Genomic DNA, 19,659 nt, shown 5'->3' with positions numbered 1-19,659 from the left:
AGAATGCTCGACCAGTCCAACGAACTCGCCGCCTGGGATCGTGATCACTTCTTCCATCCCTCGACGCATATGGGCACCCACGCGCGCGGTGAATCGCCGACGCGCATCATGGCCGGCGGTGAAGGCGTCACCGTCTGGGACAGCAACGGCAGAAAAAGTATCGATGCCTTCGCCGGCCTCTACTGCGTCAATGTCGGCTATGGCCGCCAGAAGATCGCTGACGCCATCGCCGCCCAGGCCACGAACCTCGCCTATTACCACGCCTATGTCGGCCACGGCACCGAGGCCTCGATCACGCTGTCGAAGATGATCATCGACCGTGCGCCGAAGGGCATGTCGAGGGTCTATTTCGGCCTCTCCGGTTCGGATGCCAACGAAACCAACATCAAGCTGATCTGGTACTACAACAACGTGCTTGGCCGCCCGGAGAAGAAGAAGATCATCTCGCGCTGGCGCGGCTATCACGGCTCCGGCATCATGACGGGGTCGCTGACCGGGCTCGATCTCTTCCACAATGCCTTCGACCTGCCGCGCGCGCCGATCCTGCACACCGAGGCGCCCTACTATTTCCGCCGCGCCGACCGTTCGATGAGCGAGGAGCAATTTTCGCAGCATTGCGCCGACAAGCTCGAGGAGATGATCCTGGCCGAGGGCCCCGAGACCGTCGCCGCCTTTATCGGCGAGCCGATCCTCGGCACTGGCGGCATCGTGCCGCCGCCCGCCGGCTACTGGGAGAAAATCCAGGCGGTGCTGAAGAAGTACGACGTGCTCCTGGTCGCCGACGAAGTGGTGACGGGCTTCGGCCGACTGGGCACCATGTTCGGCTCCGACCATTACGGCATCAAGCCGGACCTGATCACCATCGCCAAGGGCCTGACCTCCGCCTATGCGCCGCTGTCGGGCGTCATCGTCGCCGACAAGATGTGGCAGGTGCTGGTGCAGGGCTCCGACAAGCTCGGCTCACTGGGGCACGGCTGGACCTATTCGGCGCATCCGATCTGCGTCGCCGCGGGTGTGGCCAATCTCGAACTGATCGATGAGATGGATCTGGTGAGGAATGCCGGCGAGACCGGCGCCTATTTCCGCGCCGAATTGGCCAAGGCCGTCGGCGGCCACAAAAACGTCGGCGAGGTGCGCGGTGACGGCATGCTGGCGGCGGTCGAGTTCGTCGCCGACAAGGACGACCGTGTGTTCTTCGATCCGGCGCAGAAGATCGGACCGCAGATCGCCACGGCCCTCGCCGCAAGCGGGGTCATCGGCCGCGCCATGCCGCAGGGCGATATTCTGGGCTTCGCCCCACCGCTTTGCCTGACGCGCGAGGAGGCTGACACCGTGGTGGCCAAGGCCGCCGATGCCGTGAGGAGCGTGTTCGCCAATCTCTAATTGTCAAGATCGGCGCTGCCCCTCATCCGCCTGCCGGCACCTTCTCGTCGTTCACGGAGAGAGGGTAAAGGTGAGGGGCAGCGCCAACGTACAAAGTATTCGGAAGTGAACGCGATGACCTCTCATCCCACCCTCCCCGCCACCATGGCGGCCGTGCAGCTTACCGGCCACGGCGGCCCGGAAAAGCTCGTCTACCGCACCGACGTGAAAGTGCCTGTGCCCGCCGCCGGCGAAGTGCTGGTCAAGGTCACCGCCTGCGGCATGAACAATACCGACGTCTGGGTTCGCCAGGGCGCCTATGGCACGGAGGAGGACGCAGGGGCCGTGTCGACATGGCGGCGTCAGGGCAACACGCTGACCTTCCCCCGCATCCAGGGCACCGACACGGTCGGCACCATCGCCGCCGTTGGCGCAGGCGTCTCGCCGGATCGCATCGGCGAGCGAGTGATGGTCGATTTCTCGATCTACAATCGCGACGACGATTCGCTCGCCGACATCGACTATATGGGCCACGGCCGCGACGGCGGTTACGCCGAATACCAGGCTGTGCCGGCCGAGAACGCCCATGTCGTCGACACCGACTTGAGCGACCTCGAACTCGCCACCTTCTGCTGCGCCTATCTCACCGGCGAGCAGATGCTGGAACGTGCAGGGCTCAATGCTGGCGAACGCGTGCTGGTCACCGGCGCCTCGGGCGGCGTCGGCTCCGGCATCGTGCAATTGGCGCGGGCGCGCGGAGCCATTCCCTATGCCGTCGTCGGCAAGGGCAAGGAGCAGGCAGTGCTCGACATCGGCGCCGAAGCCGTGATCACCCGTGGCGTGGCCGACCTGCCGCAAGCCGTGGCCAAGGCGACCGGCGGCCAGCCCATCGACGTCGTGGCCGACCTTGTCGGCGGCGCGATCTTCAACGATCTGTTGCGCATCCTGAGGCCCGAGGGCCGCTACACCACCGCAGGCGCCATCGCCGGCCCGGTCGTCCAGCTCGATCTCAGGACCATGTATCTCAAGCAGCTTCAGCTCCACGGCTCGAGCCAGGGCACACGTGCGGATTTCCGCCGTATCGTGCGCTATATCGAGGAAGACAAGATCCGGCCGCTGGTCGGCGGCGTCTACAGGCTTTCCGATTTCCACCGCGCCCAAGCCGATTTCATCGCCAAGGATTTCGTCGGCAAGCTGGTGGTGGTGCCTGATGCCGTGGCTGAACGGCGGCACCCTAAATAAGAGGACGGAGCAGCAGCGCTTCTCGGCGCCGCAAGCTACGTCACCATGACAAAGGACGACCGTCAGGTCTTGCCGTCAAATTCATCATGTCGGCCGGCATGGCGCACCATGCGCCGAAAGCTCATCGAGATATGGGCTCGCCTGATGTGCCCGATCGATTCCCAATCCCCGATTTCCGCCGCGGCCAGCACTTCCTCCATTTCGCGCCGGAAGGCCGTGAACTCCTCCACAAGGCCGAGTTGCGGCATCATCTTGAGGACTACGCGCGCAACCTGAAAATACAATCTTTCGCTTATTTCGCGCAGGGGCTGGTTCCCGGTCATGCCGGACAGTTCAGTGAAGAAGTCCATGTTCAGCTGCAGAAAGGCACGCTGATCCGGGTTGAGCATATCGGAATCGCAGCGCGCGATGAGCGCTCGGATGCGATCGAGGTCGACCGCCGTTCGGGGAATTGGCGAAAGCTTGCCGACAAGCAGCGCGAGTTCCAGTCGCAGATGATAGACCTGCTGCAACTCCTCGATGTCGACGTCGGTAACGATCGTACCGACGCCGTGGATCGATTGCACAAGCCCTTCGGCCTCGAGCCGCGCCAGCACGCGTCGGACCGGTGTGCGGCTGATCTCGAATTCCTGGGCGAGTTCTTCCTCGGAGAGCCGGCTCCCCGGCGGATAATCGAGAAGGCAGATACGGTCGCGCAGGATCAGGTAGATGCGTTCGAACCGTTCGCGCGCCGAAAGCGGACGCGAAGGCGGCACGGTCTTGGCCGAGGCATCCGTATCAAGCGTCATCCAGCCTCCAGGACAGCGTGCAGGAACTGTCGCGTCCGCTCATTCTTGGGTGCGCCGAAAAGCTCTGCCGGCGGCCCCTGCTCGCAAATTTTGCCCTGATAGAAGAAGCAGACGCGATCGGAAAATTCCTTGGCGAAGCCCATCTGGTGGGTGACCATGAGCATCGTCAGATCATGCTCGCGGCCGATTTGCCTTATCACTTGCAGCACTTCGCCGACAAGTTCCGGATCGAGCGCGGACGTCACCTCGTCGAACAGCATTATCTTGGGCCGCATCGCCAGCGCCCTTGCAATGGCGACGCGCTGTTGCTGGCCGCCGGAAAGCTGTGAAGGATAATGATCCTTCTTCTGCGACAGCCCGACCATGTCGAGAAGCTCGGCCGCCCGTGCCTCGGCATCGGCCCGCTTCATGCCAAGCACGGTCATCGGCGCCTCGATGCAATTGGCCATCGCCGTCATGTGTGGAAACAGGTTGAAAGACTGGAACACCATGCCGATCTTCGCCCGGATGCGGCGGATGTGGGCGAGATTGGCGGGCACCAGCTTTCCGCCTTGCTTCATATGGGTCAGTGGCTCGCCTTCGACCCAGATGACGCCGTCGTTGATCGTCTCCAGCGTCATCAGCATGCGCAGGACCGTGGTCTTGCCGGAACCGGACGGTCCGATGACGGAAACCTTCTCGCCGCGCGCGATTTCGAGGTTCAGCCCGTCGAGCACGGTGAGCGCGCCGTAACGCTTCGAGACATTGTCGAAACGGACCATCGGTTGTTCGGTCATCGCGCGGTCCTTCGGTTGAGCAGGCGTTCGAGGGCACGGATGAGCGCGGCCGAAACCAGGCTCATGGCCAGGAAGAACAGGCCGACCAGCGTGATCGGTTCGGTGTAGCGGAAGGTTTCGGAGCCGATGATCTTGGCCGTCTGCATGAGTTCCAGCACGGCGATGGCCGACAGCAGCGGCGTCTCCTTGAACAGCGCGACGAGATAGTTGCCGAGCGCCGGCACGATGGGCGGTATCGCCTGCGGGATGATGATGTCGCGAAAGGTCGTCCAGGAGGAGAGGTTGAGTGCGATCGAGGCTTCCCACTGGCCGCGATGGATGTTGTCGAAGCCCGCGCGGTAGACCTCCGAGCAATAGGCGGCGTAGTGGATGCCGATGGCCAGAACACCGGCCGTGAATGCGTCGAGCACGACGCCGAATTTCGGAAAGACGAAATAGAGAAAGAAGATCTGGATGAGCAGCGGCGTCGAGCGGATCAGTTCGACCAGCACCGAGATCGTCCAGCCGGTCCAGGGCACCGCGATACGGATTACCGCAAGTACCAGGCCGAGCAAAGCCGCGATGACGAAGCCGAGCAGCGTCGCCTCGATCGAGACGACGGCGGCGCGTGCCAGCACCGGCAGGATCTCTGCGGCAAAACTCCAATCCCAGATCATGCCGCCCTCCCCCGCGCCAGGCCGAGCGAGGCCCGCCTTTCGAGAAGCCGCATGCCGATGGAAACGGTGAGCGACATGGCGAGGTACATCAGCAGCACCAGCGTGAAGATGGGAATGGTCTTGAAGGTGTTCTGGTTCATCTGCTGCGCCTTGAAGGCGAGGTCCGTGAGCGTGATCAGCGAAACCAGCGCCGTCGATTTCAAAAGCTCGATGAAAAGATTGCCCCAGGGCGGGATCATGGCGACGAAGGCCTGCGGCAGGATGATCCGGCGCAGCATTTGCGCGCGGCTCATGTTGAGCGCCGTTCCCGCCTCCCATTGGCCGCGCGCGACCGACTGGATTGCACCGCGCACGCATTCGGATCCATAGGCGCCGACATTCAGACCAAGCGCCAGCACCGCGACGGGAAACGCGTCGAGCGTGACACCGAATTGCGGCAGCACGAAAAACAGCCAGAACAATTGCACGAGCGCCGAGGTGCCGCGAAAGACTTCGACATAGACAGTCGCCAGCCATCTGAGCGGCGCTGGACCATACATGCGCGCTAGCGCGGCGAGCACGCCCATGACGACCGCCAGCAGGCTGCCGAGAACAGCGATCTCGATCGTCAGGACGGCGCCCTGCAATAGTCCCGGTAGGAACAGCCTGTACGTCTCCTGCGTCGCAAGCGCCGCGATCACGGCCAGCGAAACGACCAGCATGGCAACGAGCGTGCGGATCCCCATCTGCTTCTCCGAGGAAAAAAGAGGGCGGCGTTTTCACGCCGCCCAGCAGTTGGGAATTTATTCGCCCTTGCAGAGCTCTGCAGTCGTCTTGTTCGGCAGATAGTCCTTGCCGAAGCCGAGCGGCTCGACCAGCGCGATATGCTCCGGCGTACCGAGGAACTTCTTCAGTTCGGCGTTGAACGCTTCCTGCAGATCGGTGTCCTCCTTGCGGAAGCCGAAGCCGCCATGGCCCTTCACCGACTTGCCGGCAACTTCACCGAAGGGCTTGGTCGATTCGACGCCATCGGCCTTCTTGGCCATGTCGGCGATCGAGAGCGCGGTTAGCGCGGCAGCATCGGCACGGCCAGACTGGACCGCCGCGACCAGGCTGGATTGGTCGGGCAAGGAAACGACTTGTCCTTGGGCAACGCCGGCGTCCTTCGCATATCCCCCCTCGACGGCGCCCGCCATCACGGCGAGCTTGAGATCGGGATTGTCCTTGATGCTCGAATAGTCCTTCACGCCTTTCGGATTGCCCTTCGCGACCAGCATGGCCTGGCCGATGCCATAGGACGGTTCGGAAAAATTGATCTCGGCGCAGCGCTTGGGATTGATGAACATGCCGGCGGCGATGATGTCGAAGCGGCCGGCCTTGAGACCCGGAATGAGCGAGCCGAATTCGGTCAGCACGCCGTCGACCTGCGCAATGCCCATCTTGGCGAGCACCGCCTTGGCGACTTCCGGCGCTTCGCCGGTCAATTTGCCGTCAGGCGTGGCGAAACCGAACGGCGCCTCATTGGCGAAGCCGACGCGGATATAGCCGTCCTTCTTGGCGCGTTCGAGCGTCGTTTCGGCATGGGCCGGCAGTGACGTGAATGCGGTCGCGGCGAGCGCAAGACAGGCGGCGGCCTTCACGAGCGCGCGGCGGGATATCTGTGACGTGAACATGCTTTCCCCTTTTCTTCTTCGATAATTATCGGGCTCGAACGATGTTTCTCCACCATCGCGTCAAGCGCACTAAGACGTATACAACTCATCTGGACATATCGCAAGACGCACTGTACGAATCTGGAAAAATCGCCATTGGGGTTGATTGTGCGGCTTTGTGATGCGCAAGTTGTGCACAATTAAGGTGTGCTTTCTCGATGCGGATACGAACCGCCTTTGGATGAGGGCAGGAAGGAAAACGGCTTTGGACGCGTCGGGCGGGCCCACCAAGGCGGAATACGCGCGGCGCCTGGCCGACGTGAAGCAACGCATGGCAAAGGCCGGCTTCGATCTCATCATCTGCCAGGATCCCAGCGCCAGCGAAGGCGGCGGCGAGCGGCTCTGCGACGTGACCCGCGATCCCATCTTCATCGACTGACCATCAGCCCAGGACCGGCAACTCAAGGACACCTCAATGGACCGCAATCCCTTTTCCGAAGCCGAGATCGCCGGCCGCTTGTCGAAAGTTCGCACGGCATTGGCAGAGCGCAAGCTCGACGCCGCCGTCTTCGCCTCGCCGGAGACTGTTTTCTACCTCACCGGCCTCGACCATTGGGGTTATTTCGCGCCGCACCTCCTGATCGTCACGCTCGACCGGCGCCCTATCCTGGTCACCCGGTCGATGGAGAAGGTGACGATCGAGAATCAGGTGAAGGCAGCAGAATTCCGCGGTCACTCTGACAGCGAGACGGCGGCCGACCTCGCCGCGCGCGTCATTTCCGAACTCGGCCTGGCCGGCAAACGGATCGGCATCGAAAACTGGACCTCCGGCCTCAGCCACGGCCTCGCCCTGAAGCTTGAGGCGCAGGCCGACGCCAAGTGGAGCGACGTCTCGGGACTGGTCGACAAGATGCGGTTGGTGAAGAGCGCCGAGGAACAGGTGCTGATGCGCCGCGCCGCCAAGGTCACGGATGCTGCGGCAGGTGCCGCCATCGCTGCCATCTCCGACGGCGCCGCCGAGCAGGAGGTTGCCGCCCAATGCGTGGCGGCGATGGTGCGCGCCGGCGGCCACGCGCCGGGCTTCGGCCCGTTCATCCGGCCCGCCGCCCGGCTCGGCGAGGAGCACACGACCTGGGGCGACGGCATCTATCGCAGCGGCGAGCCGGTCTTCGTCGAACTGTCGGGCTGTGTCTCGCGCTATCACGCGCCGCTTGGCCGGCTGATCCGCATCGGCAACATCAAGGACGAAGACGCCGCCATGGCCGAGGTCACGGCCAAGGCATTCGAGGCCGTCGTCAGGGCGCTCGAGCCCGGCGCCAGGGCGCGCGATGTCTACGCCGCCTGGCAAGGCGTCGCCGACGAGGCCGGCCTGTCGCATTATCGCCGCCATCATTGCGGCTATCTCGTTGGCATCGGCCAGCCGCCCTCATGGACCGGCGGCAATTCGGTGACGGGCCTCAGGCACGATTCCGATCTCGAAATCGAGACCGGGATGAGCTTCCACATCCTGTCCTGGCTGATGGGCACCGGCCGCGGCGACCATTTCATCTCCAACACCGTGCTGCTGACCGATGCGGGGGCCGAAGTGCTGACCCGCACCCCAGCCGGCCCGATCGTCCGCTAGACCATGAACATGGCTCGCTATTCGGCGTTTTCGATTTTCCGCAATGCCCTTTCCGGCCAGAAGAACTGGCGGCGCGCCTGGCGCGCGGCCGAGCCGAAGCCCGCCTATGACGTGATCGTCGTCGGTGGCGGCGGGCATGGCCTTGCGACGGCTTTCTACCTCGCCGAGAACCACGGCATCCGCAATGTCGCCGTTCTGGAAAAGGGCTATGTCGGCGGCGGCAATGTCGGCCGCAACACCACCGTCATCCGCTCCAACTACCTGCTCGACGGCAACACCCAGTTCTACGAATTCTCGGTCAAGCTGTGGGAAGGCTTGTCGCGGGCGCTGAACTTCAACGTGATGTTTTCGCAGCGCGGCCAGATCGTCACTGCCCATTCGGCCGATCAACTCGACACATTCAGCCATCGCGCCAACATCATGCGTCTGAACGGCATCGACGCCGACATACTCGACCGCGACGCTGTGCGCCGGCTGGTACCCTATCTCGATTTCTCCGAAACCGCGCGATTTCCGATCCATGGTGCGATCTTGCAAGGCCGCGCAGGCACGGCGCGTCATGACGCCGTCGCCTGGGGCTATGCGCGCGCTGCCGACGGCCACGGGGTCGACATCATCCAGAATTGCGAGGTGACCGGCTTTGTCCGCAACGGCGAAAGGATCGTCGGCGTCGAGACCAGCAAGGGCCGCATCGGCGCCGGCAAGGTCGGCCTCGCCGTCGCAGGCCATACTTCGCTCCTTGCCGCCAAGGCCGGCCTGGAACTGCCGATCGAAAGCCACGTGCTCCAGGCTTTCGTCACCGAGCCGCTCAAGCCGCTGGTAGATCACGTCGTCGCTTATGGCGCAGACCATTTCTATGTCAGCCAGTCCGACAAGGGCGGGCTGGTCTTCGGCGGCAATCTCGACGGCTACAATTCCTACGCCCAGCGCGGCAATCTCGGCGTCGTGCGCGAAGTGGCGGAGGCGGCGATAGCCCTGATGCCCTGCATCTCGCGTGTCAGGCTGCTGCGCCATTGGGGCGGCGTCATGGACATGACGCCGGACGCCAGTCCGATCATCTGCCCGACCCCGATAGAAGGGCTCTATCTCAATGGCGGCTGGTGCTATGGCGGCTTCAAGGCGACGCCGGCCTCCGGCTGGTGCTTTGCCCATATGCTGGCCACCGGCAAGCCGCATCCGCTGACCGCCGCCTACGCGCTCGACCGTTTCCGGACCGGCCACACGCTCGACGAAGCCGGCGCCGGCCCCTCGGCCTGGCTGCAATAGAGAACGAGAGAAATGCTTCGCATCGACTGCCCATGCTGCGGCCCGCGCGACCATGACGAGTTCCGCTATGGCGGCGACGCTTCCGCGGTGCGTCCGGCGCATGACGATCCCGATCCGGAGGCGTGGTACCGCTATGTCTATGTGCGCAAGAACCCGGCGGGGCTGCACCGGGAATTCTGGCAGCATGTGACCGGCTGCCGGCAATGGCTGGTCATCGAGCGCGACACGAGGAACCACGCTATCGCATCGGTCGGCTTCACCAGGAACATGCCAGCATGAAAATGATTGGAAATCGTCTGGCCGCCGGCGGCCGCATCGACCGCACGCAGCCGCTCCGCTTCACATTCGACGGCCGCGAGCTGGGCGGCTATCGAGGCGATACGCTTGCTTCCGCGCTGCTTGCCAATCGGCTCATGCTGACAGGCCGCAGCTTCAAATACCATCGGCCGCGCGGCATCTTCTCGGCCGGCCCGGAAGAACCCAACGCGCTGGTTACGCTCGGAAGCGGTGGACGGCGCGAACCGAACCTTCCGGCCACGACACTGGAACTGGCTGAAGGTATGACTGCCGAAAGCCAGAATCGCTGGCCGTCCCTTGCCTTCGACGTGCAGAGCGTCAACGGCCTGTTTGCGCCCCTTCTTTCCGCCGGCTTCTACTACAAGACCTTCATGGGTCCGACCCGCCGCGCCTGGATGTTCTACGAGCATTTCATCCGTAAAGCCGCGGGATTGGGCCGGGCCGGCACCGAACCCGATCCCGACCGTTACGAGACCCGGCATGCATTTGCCGATGTTGCAGTCGTCGGCGGCGGCCCTGCCGGCCTGTCGGCGGCGCGCGCCGCGGCAGCCAGCGGCGCCAGGGTCGTCCTCGTCGAACAGGACTTTCTGCTCGGTGGCCAGCTTCTTGCCGAGCGCACCGATGGCAAGGCGGCAGCCTGGCTGACAAAGATCGAGGCGGAGCTTGCAGGCCAGCCCAACGTCACCCTGATGCGCAAGACGATGGCCTTCGGCACCTATGACGGCAACACGCTGGGGCTGATCGAGCGGCATGACGGCCAGGTCGCGCAAGGCGCTGCGCGGCAGGTTTTCACCGTGCTTCGCGCCGGCTCGATCATCTTTGCCGCCGGTGCTATCGAACGGCCGCTGGTGTTCTCCAACAACGACCGGCCAGGCATCATGCTGGCGTCCGCCGCCCGGACCTATCTCAACCGCTTCGCCGTGCTGCCGGGGAAGAATATCCTCGTGGCCACGATGAACGACGGTGCCTATCGCGCTGCTTTCGACCTCGCCGCCGCCGGCGCGCAGGTGACGGTCGCGGATCAGCGCGGCGCTCCGCCCGCCGGTCTGGCGGCGGAAGCCGGACGCCTGAACGTAGAGATCCGCTCCGGAACCCGGATCGCCGATCTGCGCGGCAGCCATGCGGTGAAGGCCGTACGGCTTGCCGGCCCGAGCGCCAAATCGGAAATCGCCTGCGATTTCGTCTGCGTCTCCGACGGCTGGTCGCCGACGGTGCATCTCACCTCGCATCTTGGCGTCAGGCCCGTCTATCGCGACGACATCGACGGCTTCGTTCCGGGCGGCTTTCCGGCAGGCCAGTTCGGCGCCGGCGCGGTAATGGGGCGCTTCTCGACCGCCGACGCGATCGAGGACGGCCACCGCGCCGGCGTCGAAGCGGCATGCTTCTGTGGAAAACCGGCGGCCATGCCGGCGCCGGATGAACTCGATCTCGAAGGGGCCCCGGCCGCTCCCTTTCGTGCGATCTCTTCCGCTGGGCGCGGCAAGGCCTTCGTCGATCTACAGATGGATGTAACCACCAAGGACATCGAGCTCGCCCATCGCGAGGGCTATGAATCGGTCGAACACCTGAAGCGCTACACCACGCTCGGCATGGGGACCGACCAGGGCAAAACCAGCAATTTCGCAGCACTTTCGGCCATGGCGGCGCTGCGCCGGGCAACGATTGCGCAAACCGGAACCACGACCTTTCGCCCGCCCTACGCGGCGGTCGCGATCGGCGCGCTGGCCGGTCGCGCCGTCGGTCATCACTTTAAGCCGGTCCGTCGCACGCCGATGCACGACTGGCACCTGGCAAACGGTGCCGAGATGCTCGAGGTCGGTCTCTGGATGCGTCCGTATTTCTATCGCGATGCCGGACGCGACGTGAATGAAGCCTATGTCGCGGAGATGCGGATCGTGCGCGGCGGCGCCGGGCTGATGGACATTTCCACCCTCGGCAAGATCGACGTGCAGGGGCCGGACGCGACCATATTCCTCGACCGTGTCTACGCCAACGGTTTCGCCAAGCTTCCGGTTGGCCGCGCGCGTTACGGCGTCATGCTGCGCGACGACGGCGTCGTCTTCGACGACGGCACCACCACGCGCTTGTCGCAAAATCGCTTCTTCATGACCACCTCTACCGCCAAGGCCGCCGACGTCCTGTCGCGGTTGGAATTCCTGCTCGACACCGCCTGGCCGGATTTGCGTGTCGCGGTTTCTTCGGTAAGCGACGAGTGGGCGGCGATGTCGGTCGCCGGGCCGGCAAGCCGCGATGTCCTTGCCGCCGCCTTTCCCGCGCTCGATGTCTCCAACGAGACGCTGCCGCATATGGGCGTCATCGAAGCCGGGTTCGACGGACGGGCCCTGCGCGTTATCCGCCTCAGCTATTCCGGCGAGCGCGCCTACGAAATCTATGTCGGTGCCAGCGCCGGCGAACAGGCCTGGAGCCGTCTCATCGAAGCAGGCGCGCCGTTCGGCCTCAAACCTTACGGCGTCGAGGCACTCGGTGCGCTGCGCGTCGAAAAGGGCCACGTCGCCGGGCCCGAGATCGATGGCCGCACCACGCTCGACGATCTCGGCCTCGGCCGCATGGCCGGCAAACGTGGCGGATTCGTCGGCGACGTCCTGCGCCGCCGCCCGGCCTTTCAGGCGCCCGACCGCCAGCGCCTCATCGGACTGGAATGCATCGAGAACGGCAAGCGGCTGCGCGGAGGCGCCATATTGTTCCTGCCTGGCGATGCCGTCACCGGCCACGGGCGCGGTCGGATCACCTCGGTTACCTTCAGCCCGGAACTCGGCCACTATGTCGGACTGGCGCTGTTCGCGGGCAATGCCGCGGCCGAAGGAGACGAGATCATCGCGGTCTACCCGATGCGGACAGAGACGGTTCGCGCCCGCGTCGTGCCCTCCGTCTTCCTCGATCCCAAGGGAGAGCGTATGCATGGTTGAACCTGTGCTGTCGAAGGACTTCAACCTGTGGGCCTCCGATTGCCGGATCATTCAGATCGAGGGCTGGGACGGAACACTGGCAAGATTCGAAACGAGCGTCTCGCAGGCCTTGGACGCGAGGCTCCCTGCCAGCGTCGGCGAGACGGTTCGGCACGCTGGCGCCCTCATCGTCAGGATCGCGCCCTGCCGTCTTTGGCTGATCGTCGAGACAGGCGCGGAACCGCCCGCCATTGCGATCGATCCGGAATTGGGCTGCTCGGTTCTGCTTGGTGAAGGCCGGGTGCGGTTCAGGATGGAGGGTGCGCGTCTTCAGGACATTCTCTCTGCCTGCATGCCGGTCGACTGGTCGTCCGCCGCTTCGGTCCCCGGCCGTGCCGTACAGACGTCCATCCATCACGTGCCGGCGCTCTATCTGCGAACGGGCGAGAGCAGCTGTGACCTGATCGTGCCGCGAAGCTTCGCCATCAGCCTTGCCGACTGGATTGCCGCCGCGCGTTAAAGCAATCCCGGGAAAGTGCGTAACGTTTTCCGCTCGCGATTGCGTAAGGAAAAAGCTGGACCTGTCCGGCGCAGCGGCCGCTAAACCGGCAGGACGCACCGCGCGCATACCTTTTGCACGACGGTCGATATAGTCGTCCGCATCGGCGAAGGTCTCGGCATCACTGGTGGAGGCCGACACGCCACGGCAGCGCGCCGGCCTCCGCCTTGGTTAGCGGCTCAGTTGTGGCGGATTTCCGTGCCGAGCACTTTCAGGCACTCACGGATGAAGGCGGCCAGCGCCGTCCATCCCTTGGCCGACACCATCGTACCATCGACATAGGCTTCCGTCGGCGAGAGGTCGATATAGGTACCGCCCGCGAGAGTGACTTCCGGCTCGCAGGCGCCCAGCGCGCCGACCTTCTTGCCGCGCACGACGCCGTCGACCGCAATCAGGATCTGCACGCCATGGCAGATCGTGAAGATCGGCTTCTTGGTCTCGTGAAAGTGTCGAACGATCGTCTGCACCCGCTTGTCGGTGCGGATGTATTCCGGTCCGCGTCCGCCCGCGCAGTAGACCGCGTGGTACTGGTCGAGCTGCTTTTCCGCATCCGAGAACGTCTTGTTGATCAACGCGTAGTGTCCGAGCTTTTCGGTGTAGGTCTGGTCGCCCTCGAAATCGTGCAGCGAGGTCTTGATCAGGTCGCCCGCATTCTTGTCGGGGCAGACGACATGGACCGTGTGGCCGACGGCTTCCATCGCTTGCTGGTAAACGAAAATCTCGTATTCCTCGGTGAACTCACCGGTCAGCATCAATATCTTCTTGCCTGGCATAGCTCTTCCTCTCTGTTGTTGGCATGCAAGGCGCATCACGCGCCTTGCCTCATTCGGATTGCGGGCCTCAGAACGGGGAGTCGGGGAAGTAATATTCCTTGGCGTTGGCCTGGGTTATGAGCGGGGCGTCGAGTTTGACGGCACCGCGAACCGGAGCCTGACCGATCAAGTTGGCCACGGTCATGTAGATAGCGGTCTTGATCATCGCCGGCGGATACGGCGTCTCGACCGGTGTCATCGCATCCCCGTCTATCACCTTCTTCACGATGTCCTTCATGCCGTTGCCGCCGAGCGCTAGCTTGATATCGGTTCGGCCGGACTGCTTGACGGCCTCGAGCACACCGAGAAGCATGTCGTCGTCATTGGCCCAGACCGCATCGATGTGCGGGTGCTTGGCCAGGTAATCCTGCATGAGCTTGAAGGCCTCGTCGCTGTTCCAGTGGGCATACTGCATGTCGAGCACCTTCAGGCCGGTGCCCTTGATGGTATCCTCGAAGCCCTTGATGCGCTCGTCGTCGATGACGGTGGGAATGCCGCGCAGCACGACGACGTCACCTTTGCCGCCCAGTTTGTCGATCATGAACTTCGCCGTATTGGTGCCAACCGCGATGTTGTCGCCGGCAAGATACAGGTCCTGAATGGAAGGGTCAGTCAATCCCCTGTCGACGACGGTGATGAACGTACCCATCTCCTTGATGGCTTTCACCGGCTGGGTCAGTTCCTCGGAGGTGTAGGGCAGTATCACCAGCGCATCCAGCTTGCGGCTGGCCGACAGATCCTCCAGCGCGCTTACCTGGTCGGCCGCCGAGGGCGACGTCTTCACGACGACTTCGACATCCGGGAAGGCCGCGTTGATTTCCTTTGCGGCGGCCTGCGCGTGATAGACGATGCCGGCCGTCCAGCCATGATCCGCCGCCGGGATCGACACCGCGACCACCTTCTTGTCGGCTGCAAGCGCCTGGCCGGCCACCATCAGTGCGCCGACTGCCGCAACGGCAACCCATTTCCTGCTAAACATAAATACCTCCCAGAGATATGGACCACACAACAGGCGCCCGTCCGGTCCGAAGACGAGCTATTTCGAAAATCTTTGCACGAGCATGGCGATGATGATGATGACGCCCTGCACCGCGGCGACGAGGTATTCGGAAACGAAATCCGACAACACCATCAGGTTGGCGATCAGCTCCAGGATCACCGCACCGGCGATGGTGCCCCAGATGCGGCCCTTGCCGCCCCGCAGCGCCGTTCCGCCAATGACAACGGCCGTTATCACCTGCAGCTCCCAAAGCTGTCCGGTGGTCGGGGTGGCGGCTCCCAGACGAGGCACGTAACAGATTGCGGCGACCGCCACGCATGCACCCTGGATGACATAGGCAATGGTGCGCGTCTTGACGACCGAGATGCCCGAATAGCGGGCGACGTCCTCGTTCGCGCCCACCGCCGCGCATTTGCGGCCATATTTGGTCTTGTAGAGGACAAATGCGCCGACCACCGCAACGAGCGCCGACAGAAGGATCGGCACCGGAATGCCCGCGACGGCGCCGAAATAGACCGGCCGGTACGCGTCCCGCAGCGAGCGATCGATCGGGATCGTGCCGCCATCGGTCATATAGGTGATCAGTGCGCGGAAGATACCCATTGTGCCGAGCGTGGCGATGAACGGCTCGATCCTTCCGACCGTGACGATGAGACCGTTCGCGAGGCCGCATAGAAGCCCCGCGACGACTGCTATCACCATGCCTGCCGGGATGGCCCAAAGGCCGAGGCTGGGGGCCATCATGTTCATGAACATGATCGTGACGCCGGCGATGAAGGCGACCATCGAACCGACCGAAAGGTCGAGCCCGCCTGATGAGATCACGAATGTGGCGCCGACGGCTATGATGGCGACATAAGCGCTGCGCGTGATCACGTTGCCCAGGTTTGTCGCGGAAAGAAAATCCGGATTGATGAGGAATCCCGCCACCAGTAGTGCGAACAGTGCAAGGAAAGGGCCGGCATCCGTCCACGAGAAATGGTGCTGCCTGTCGCTTCGGGCAGACATGGAATGGGTAAGCGCCGTCACTGTCTTCCTCCTTGGGCCGTGCCATGGCCTTTGTCACTGGTCGCCAGCAGCGCGATGTTGCTTTCGATCATCGTTTCGCCCGAGACCTCGCCGCTGATCCTGCCTTCGCGCATGACCAGGACGCGGTCGCAGATGCCGACCAGCTCCTGCATCTCCGAGGAGATGACGATGCAGGCTTTGCCTTGGCTCACGAGTTCCTGGATGAAGGCGTAGATCTGCGCCTTGTTGGCGATGTCGATCCCGCGCGTCGGCTCATCGATGATCACGACCGAAGGATTGGTCAGAAGCACCTTGGCCAGCAGAAGTTTCTGCTGGTTTCCGCCTGAAAGCTGCCCTGCCCTGGCGTTGTGGCTCTTCACCCGGATGTCGTAGCTGGAGACGGCCCGGGCGAGCGCCTCGGATTCGCGACCGCGCAGAACCAGCAGTCCCGGATGCAGAAGGTCAAGCGACGAGAGAGTCAGGTTCGGCGCCAGCCGCTCCTGCAAAAGCAGGCCCTTGCCCTTGCGATCTTCCGTCAGATAGCCGATGCCCGCCTCTATGGCCTCGCGCTGCGAACGTATCTGTATCGGCGACCCGTTGAGCTCGATCGTAGCCGTCGCCGGCCTAAGCCCCACAATGCCTTCGAACAACTCGGTTCGCCCCGCCCCGATCATTCCGGCGAAGCCAAGAATCTCGCCTTTGTGAACGGTAAAGGACACGTCCCGTGCATAACCCGGAACAGTCGCGTTTCTGACGGTCAGCATGGGCCGGCTCGTCTGGACCTCGCGCTTGTGAGGATAAAGCGCGGCGAGTTCGCGCCCGACCATAAGCTGCGCCATGTCGGCCTGGCTCAACGCATGGCCGGGATAGGTGCCGATCATCTTGCCGTCGCGCAGGACCGTGACCTTGTCCGCCAGCCGCTGCACCTCGTCGAGGCGGTGGCTGATGTAGAGAACGGCGATGCCCCGCGCCCTGAGCCCGAAGATGATGGCGAGCAAACGCTCGACCTCCCCACCGGTCAGCACCGCTGTCGGCTCATCGAAGATGACGACCCTGTGATCGTCGAGCAACGCGCGGGCGATTTGCACGAGCTGGCGATCCGCCAGCGAAATGTCCCGGACCAGCGCGGTCGGCGACACCTCGCAACCGATCTCGGCCAGTTTCGCGGCCGCTATGCGGCGCATGGCGCCATCATCGACGATTCCGCGCCTGGAGAGCTCGCGGCCGAGAAAGAGATTGTCAGTCACCGTGAGCGCTTCGGCCAGGAGGATTTCCTGATGCACCAGCGCGATGCCTGCCGCCTGCGCCTGGTGAGGTGTCCTGAAACTCACGCGGTCACCGGCCATGGACAGGCTGCCGGCGGTTGGCTCGATGTAACCGGAAAGCAAGCGCATGAACGTCGACTTGCCGGCGCCATTCTCGCCGATGACGGCATGGATCTCGCCAAGGAAAATATCCAGCGTGATGTCCGACAACACGGTCACCGGGCCGTATTGTTTGCAAAGCCCTTCCGCGCGTAGCACCGGAGCCACAGCCTGTGTGGGCTCCGGCGGCAAAGCGGTGACGCTTCCGTCGATGCGAGTGGCAACTGACATCGCGGCCTACTCGAATGCAGGCAGGAGCCTGTCCCGCGAATTCTCTATGTGCACGCGCATCGCCTTTTCGGCGGCAACCGGATCGCTGGCCGCGAAAGCGGCGAGGATGGCTTCGTGCTCGTCGAGCGCCTCCTCGGTGACCCGCGAGTGATACATCAGGCGGAAAATGTGGAAGTGGGTGTGCTGGTGGTTCAGCGTTTCGCGGATGAGCTCGTTCTGCGCGAACTCCATGACCTTGTCGTGGAAGATGGCATCCTGGCGGGCGAAGTTCGAATAACGCAGGCGTTCGTCCTTGCCCACCCGCCTGGCCATCACGCCAGCCGCCTCCTGCAAAATCATCAGCCGGGCTTCATCGAGCGCAGCGGCTGCCTTGGCGGCGGCTGCGGGTTCGAGCAGCAGGCGCAGTTCATAGAGTTCGTCGAAACGGCGCCGTGTGATCTGGGGCGCGGCCCGGTACCCGATAAGATGGGTTTTCACCACCAGGCCCTCGCCTTCCAGCCGCCCAAGAGCTTCGCGGATGGGCGTATGCGAGACGTTGAACTCCTTGACGAGGTTATCGACGGTGATCCGCGATCCCGGAGCTATCTTCAGCGACATCAGCTGCTGGAAGATCGCCTCGTAGACGTCGCCCGACAGGCTGTTGGCGCGCTGGATGCGGCCTGTCAACCGAGCGTCATTGTCGACGGTAAGGTCTGGATTCTGCATGTTTTGCCTCTTGACAGGGGCGACCTCTAACACGATGCTCCGCGCAATTCAATCCTATATCCTATACGATTTTATAGAGGATATTCGTGAGGCAGGAAAACTCGACGACGGCTCTGGCCCGTGCCTTGCCCGAACCACGCCACGCACGCTGGGCAAGCGGTGATCTCCGATCCCCCGCTCCCCAATCCATATTCGAAGGACACACTTCATGACGCTATTTGCAGCAGCCCGGTTGCCGCATGAGATTCTTTTCGGCAAAGGCCAGCGCCACGCGCTGCCTGATATTGCCGCCAGATATGGCCGGCGCGCATTCATCTGCACGGATGAGCGTTTCGCCGGGACGCCAATGTTCGCGCAGATCAGCGCGGCACTGAGAGCAGGCTCGATCGAAACGCTCGTGTACGATCGCATCCTCCCGGATGTCCCTCGTGACAGCGTTGCCGTCTGTGCCGCCCATGCGAAGGACTTCAAGCCGGACATGGTGATCGGGATCGGTGGCGGCAGTTGCCTGGACATGGCCAAAAGCGCCGCGCTGCTGATCAGTCACGGCGGGTCGCTTCAGGACTACTACGGGGAGTTCAAGGTGCCCGGCCCCACGCTTCCGGTAATCGCGGTCCCGACCACCGCCGGCACCGGTTCGGAAGTGACGCCGGTGGCGGTGATCTCCGATCCGGAGCGGACGCTTAAGGTCGGCATTTCCAGTCCCCATCTCATTGCCGCGGTCGCGCTCTGCGATCCGGAACTCACCTCGACATGCCCGCCCTCCCTCACGGCAATTGCCGGAGCCGACGCGCTCACCCACGCGATCGAAGCCTTTACGTCCGCCAAACGCGGCGCCGATCCGCACTTGCCGCAGCGGCATGTCTTCGTCGGCAAGAGCGCCCTTACCGATCATTTCGCGCTGCTGGCCATCCAGCTCCTGGGCCGCAGTCTCGAAAAGGCGTACAGGGACGGCTCGGACGAAGACGCACGCGCCGATGTCATGATGGGAGCGCTGGCGGCCGGCTGCGCTTTCGGCACGGCCGGAACGGCGGCTGCCCACGCCGTGCAATATCCCGTCGGCGCGCTTACCCACACGCCGCACGGATTGGGCGTGGCGACGATGCTTCCCTACGTGATGAGCTACAATCTGCCCGCCGCGACCGACGAAATAGCGGCGGTCGGCGCCGCTCTGGGGGTGACGGAGACAAAGAGCTCCGAGGCGACCGCGCGCGCCACCATCGATGAGGTGGCCCGGCTGTTCGCGGCGATCGGCATCACCCGCACGCTGGCCGATCTGGGTCTTCCACACGACAAGATCGACTGGACCGCCGAGCAGGCGCTCGGCATCGATCGGCTGATCAAGAACAACCCTCGTCCTTTCGACATCGCCGCGATGCGGCGGCTGGTGAGGGCCGCCTATGACGGCGACATGGCCGCAAGCTCAGTCTGA

At 63.7% G+C, this 19,659-nt stretch carries 19 protein-coding genes; 9 read left to right on the top strand and 10 right to left on the bottom strand.

Annotated features, from left to right (window positions below; genetic code table 11):
* Positions 1 to 3: 3 nt before the first annotated feature.
* Together FJ973_RS13965 and FJ973_RS13960 are read left to right on the top strand one after the other, a co-directional pair.
* Positions 4 to 1,383 carry an aspartate aminotransferase family protein gene (locus FJ973_RS13965; RefSeq protein ID WP_140556265.1) on the top strand — a complete coding sequence of 460 codons (1,380 nt, stop codon included), beginning with the start codon at positions 4 to 6 and terminating at the stop codon, positions 1,381 to 1,383.
* Between the two features lie 114 nt (positions 1,384 to 1,497).
* Positions 1,498 to 2,604, top strand: a complete 1,107-nt coding sequence (locus FJ973_RS13960; RefSeq protein ID WP_246675879.1) for an alcohol dehydrogenase family protein — start codon at positions 1,498 to 1,500, stop codon at positions 2,602 to 2,604.
* Between the two features lie 62 nt (positions 2,605 to 2,666).
* On the opposite strand, the gene FJ973_RS13955 is transcribed toward FJ973_RS13960, so the two are convergent.
* The 5 genes from FJ973_RS13955 to ehuB are packed head-to-tail and all read right to left on the bottom strand — an operon-like array spanning position 2,667 to position 6,476.
* Positions 2,667 to 3,392 carry a GntR family transcriptional regulator gene (locus tag FJ973_RS13955; protein ID WP_140517353.1) on the bottom strand — a complete coding sequence of 242 codons (726 nt, stop codon included), beginning with the start codon at positions 3,390 to 3,392 and terminating at the stop codon, positions 2,667 to 2,669.
* Positions 3,389 to 4,168 (bottom strand): ectoine/hydroxyectoine ABC transporter ATP-binding protein EhuA, encoded by a 780-nt coding sequence (gene ehuA, locus FJ973_RS13950; RefSeq protein ID WP_140499280.1) that lies wholly within the window; start codon positions 4,166 to 4,168, stop codon positions 3,389 to 3,391. Before ehuA ends, FJ973_RS13955 begins: the two co-directional genes overlap by 4 nt.
* On the bottom strand, positions 4,165 to 4,824 hold the full coding sequence (ehuD, locus tag FJ973_RS13945; RefSeq protein ID WP_140499281.1) for an ectoine/hydroxyectoine ABC transporter permease subunit EhuD: 660 nt from the start codon (positions 4,822 to 4,824) through the stop codon (positions 4,165 to 4,167). The genes ehuA and ehuD overlap by 4 nt, the downstream gene beginning before the upstream one ends.
* Positions 4,821 to 5,549 carry an ectoine/hydroxyectoine ABC transporter permease subunit EhuC gene (gene ehuC / locus FJ973_RS13940; protein WP_140556261.1) on the bottom strand — a complete coding sequence of 243 codons (729 nt, stop codon included), beginning with the start codon at positions 5,547 to 5,549 and terminating at the stop codon, positions 4,821 to 4,823. Before ehuC ends, ehuD begins: the two co-directional genes overlap by 4 nt.
* Before the next feature lie 57 nt (positions 5,550 to 5,606).
* Entirely contained in the window at positions 5,607 to 6,476 is an 870-nt protein-coding gene (ehuB, locus tag FJ973_RS13935) for an ectoine/hydroxyectoine ABC transporter substrate-binding protein EhuB (protein ID WP_140499283.1), read from the bottom strand.
* A gap of 244 nt (positions 6,477 to 6,720) precedes the next feature.
* On the opposite strand from ehuB, the gene FJ973_RS30900 reads away from it, so the two are divergent.
* The 6 genes from FJ973_RS30900 to FJ973_RS13910 are packed head-to-tail and all read left to right on the top strand — an operon-like array spanning position 6,721 to position 13,068.
* Positions 6,721 to 6,894, top strand: coding sequence for a hypothetical protein (locus FJ973_RS30900; protein ID WP_181167224.1), 174 nt, complete (start codon positions 6,721 to 6,723; stop codon positions 6,892 to 6,894).
* A 36-nt stretch (positions 6,895 to 6,930) separates the two neighbouring features.
* On the top strand, positions 6,931 to 8,079 hold the full coding sequence (locus FJ973_RS13930) for a Xaa-Pro peptidase family protein (protein WP_140499284.1): 1,149 nt from the start codon (positions 6,931 to 6,933) through the stop codon (positions 8,077 to 8,079).
* 9 nt (positions 8,080 to 8,088) lie between these two features.
* Entirely contained in the window at positions 8,089 to 9,345 is a 1,257-nt protein-coding gene (locus FJ973_RS13925) for a sarcosine oxidase subunit beta family protein (RefSeq protein ID WP_140556259.1), read from the top strand.
* Between the two features lie 12 nt (positions 9,346 to 9,357).
* On the top strand, positions 9,358 to 9,624 hold the full coding sequence (locus FJ973_RS13920; RefSeq protein ID WP_140521354.1) for a sarcosine oxidase subunit delta: 267 nt from the start codon (positions 9,358 to 9,360) through the stop codon (positions 9,622 to 9,624).
* Positions 9,621 to 12,569 carry a sarcosine oxidase subunit alpha family protein gene (locus FJ973_RS13915; protein WP_348640463.1) on the top strand — a complete coding sequence of 983 codons (2,949 nt, stop codon included), beginning with the start codon at positions 9,621 to 9,623 and terminating at the stop codon, positions 12,567 to 12,569. The genes FJ973_RS13920 and FJ973_RS13915 overlap by 4 nt, the downstream gene beginning before the upstream one ends.
* Complete coding sequence (locus FJ973_RS13910) at positions 12,562 to 13,068, top strand: sarcosine oxidase subunit gamma family protein (RefSeq protein WP_246675680.1); 507 nt, start codon at positions 12,562 to 12,564, stop codon at positions 13,066 to 13,068. The genes FJ973_RS13915 and FJ973_RS13910 overlap by 8 nt, the downstream gene beginning before the upstream one ends.
* A gap of 218 nt (positions 13,069 to 13,286) precedes the next feature.
* Here the strand turns inward: FJ973_RS13910 and FJ973_RS13905 are convergent, their stop codons facing one another.
* From FJ973_RS13905 to FJ973_RS13885, 5 genes are all read right to left on the bottom strand, one after another.
* A complete protein-coding gene (locus FJ973_RS13905) occupies positions 13,287 to 13,880 on the bottom strand; it encodes a DJ-1/PfpI family protein (protein ID WP_140499290.1) in 594 nt (197 codons plus the stop codon).
* 67 nt (positions 13,881 to 13,947) lie between these two features.
* Positions 13,948 to 14,898, bottom strand: coding sequence for a substrate-binding domain-containing protein (locus FJ973_RS13900; protein WP_140499292.1), 951 nt, complete (start codon positions 14,896 to 14,898; stop codon positions 13,948 to 13,950).
* Positions 14,899 to 14,955: 57 nt separating this feature from the next.
* Entirely contained in the window at positions 14,956 to 15,927 is a 972-nt protein-coding gene (locus FJ973_RS13895) for an ABC transporter permease (protein WP_140499447.1), read from the bottom strand.
* A 17-nt stretch (positions 15,928 to 15,944) separates the two neighbouring features.
* Entirely contained in the window at positions 15,945 to 17,522 is a 1,578-nt protein-coding gene (locus FJ973_RS13890; protein ID WP_140556257.1) for a sugar ABC transporter ATP-binding protein, read from the bottom strand.
* A gap of 6 nt (positions 17,523 to 17,528) precedes the next feature.
* On the bottom strand, positions 17,529 to 18,227 hold the full coding sequence (locus FJ973_RS13885) for a GntR family transcriptional regulator (RefSeq protein WP_140499296.1): 699 nt from the start codon (positions 18,225 to 18,227) through the stop codon (positions 17,529 to 17,531).
* Between the two features lie 208 nt (positions 18,228 to 18,435).
* Between FJ973_RS13885 and FJ973_RS13880 the strand changes: the two genes are divergently transcribed.
* Positions 18,436 to 19,659, top strand: coding sequence for an iron-containing alcohol dehydrogenase (locus tag FJ973_RS13880; protein WP_140556256.1), 1,224 nt, complete (start codon positions 18,436 to 18,438; stop codon positions 19,657 to 19,659).

The organism is Mesorhizobium sp. B2-1-3, assembly GCF_006442495.1.
Taxonomy (GTDB): Bacteria; Pseudomonadota; Alphaproteobacteria; order Rhizobiales; family Rhizobiaceae; genus Mesorhizobium.
The sequence above is the reverse complement of the archived record's forward strand: the minus strand, read 5'-3'. Positions and strand labels throughout refer to the sequence as shown.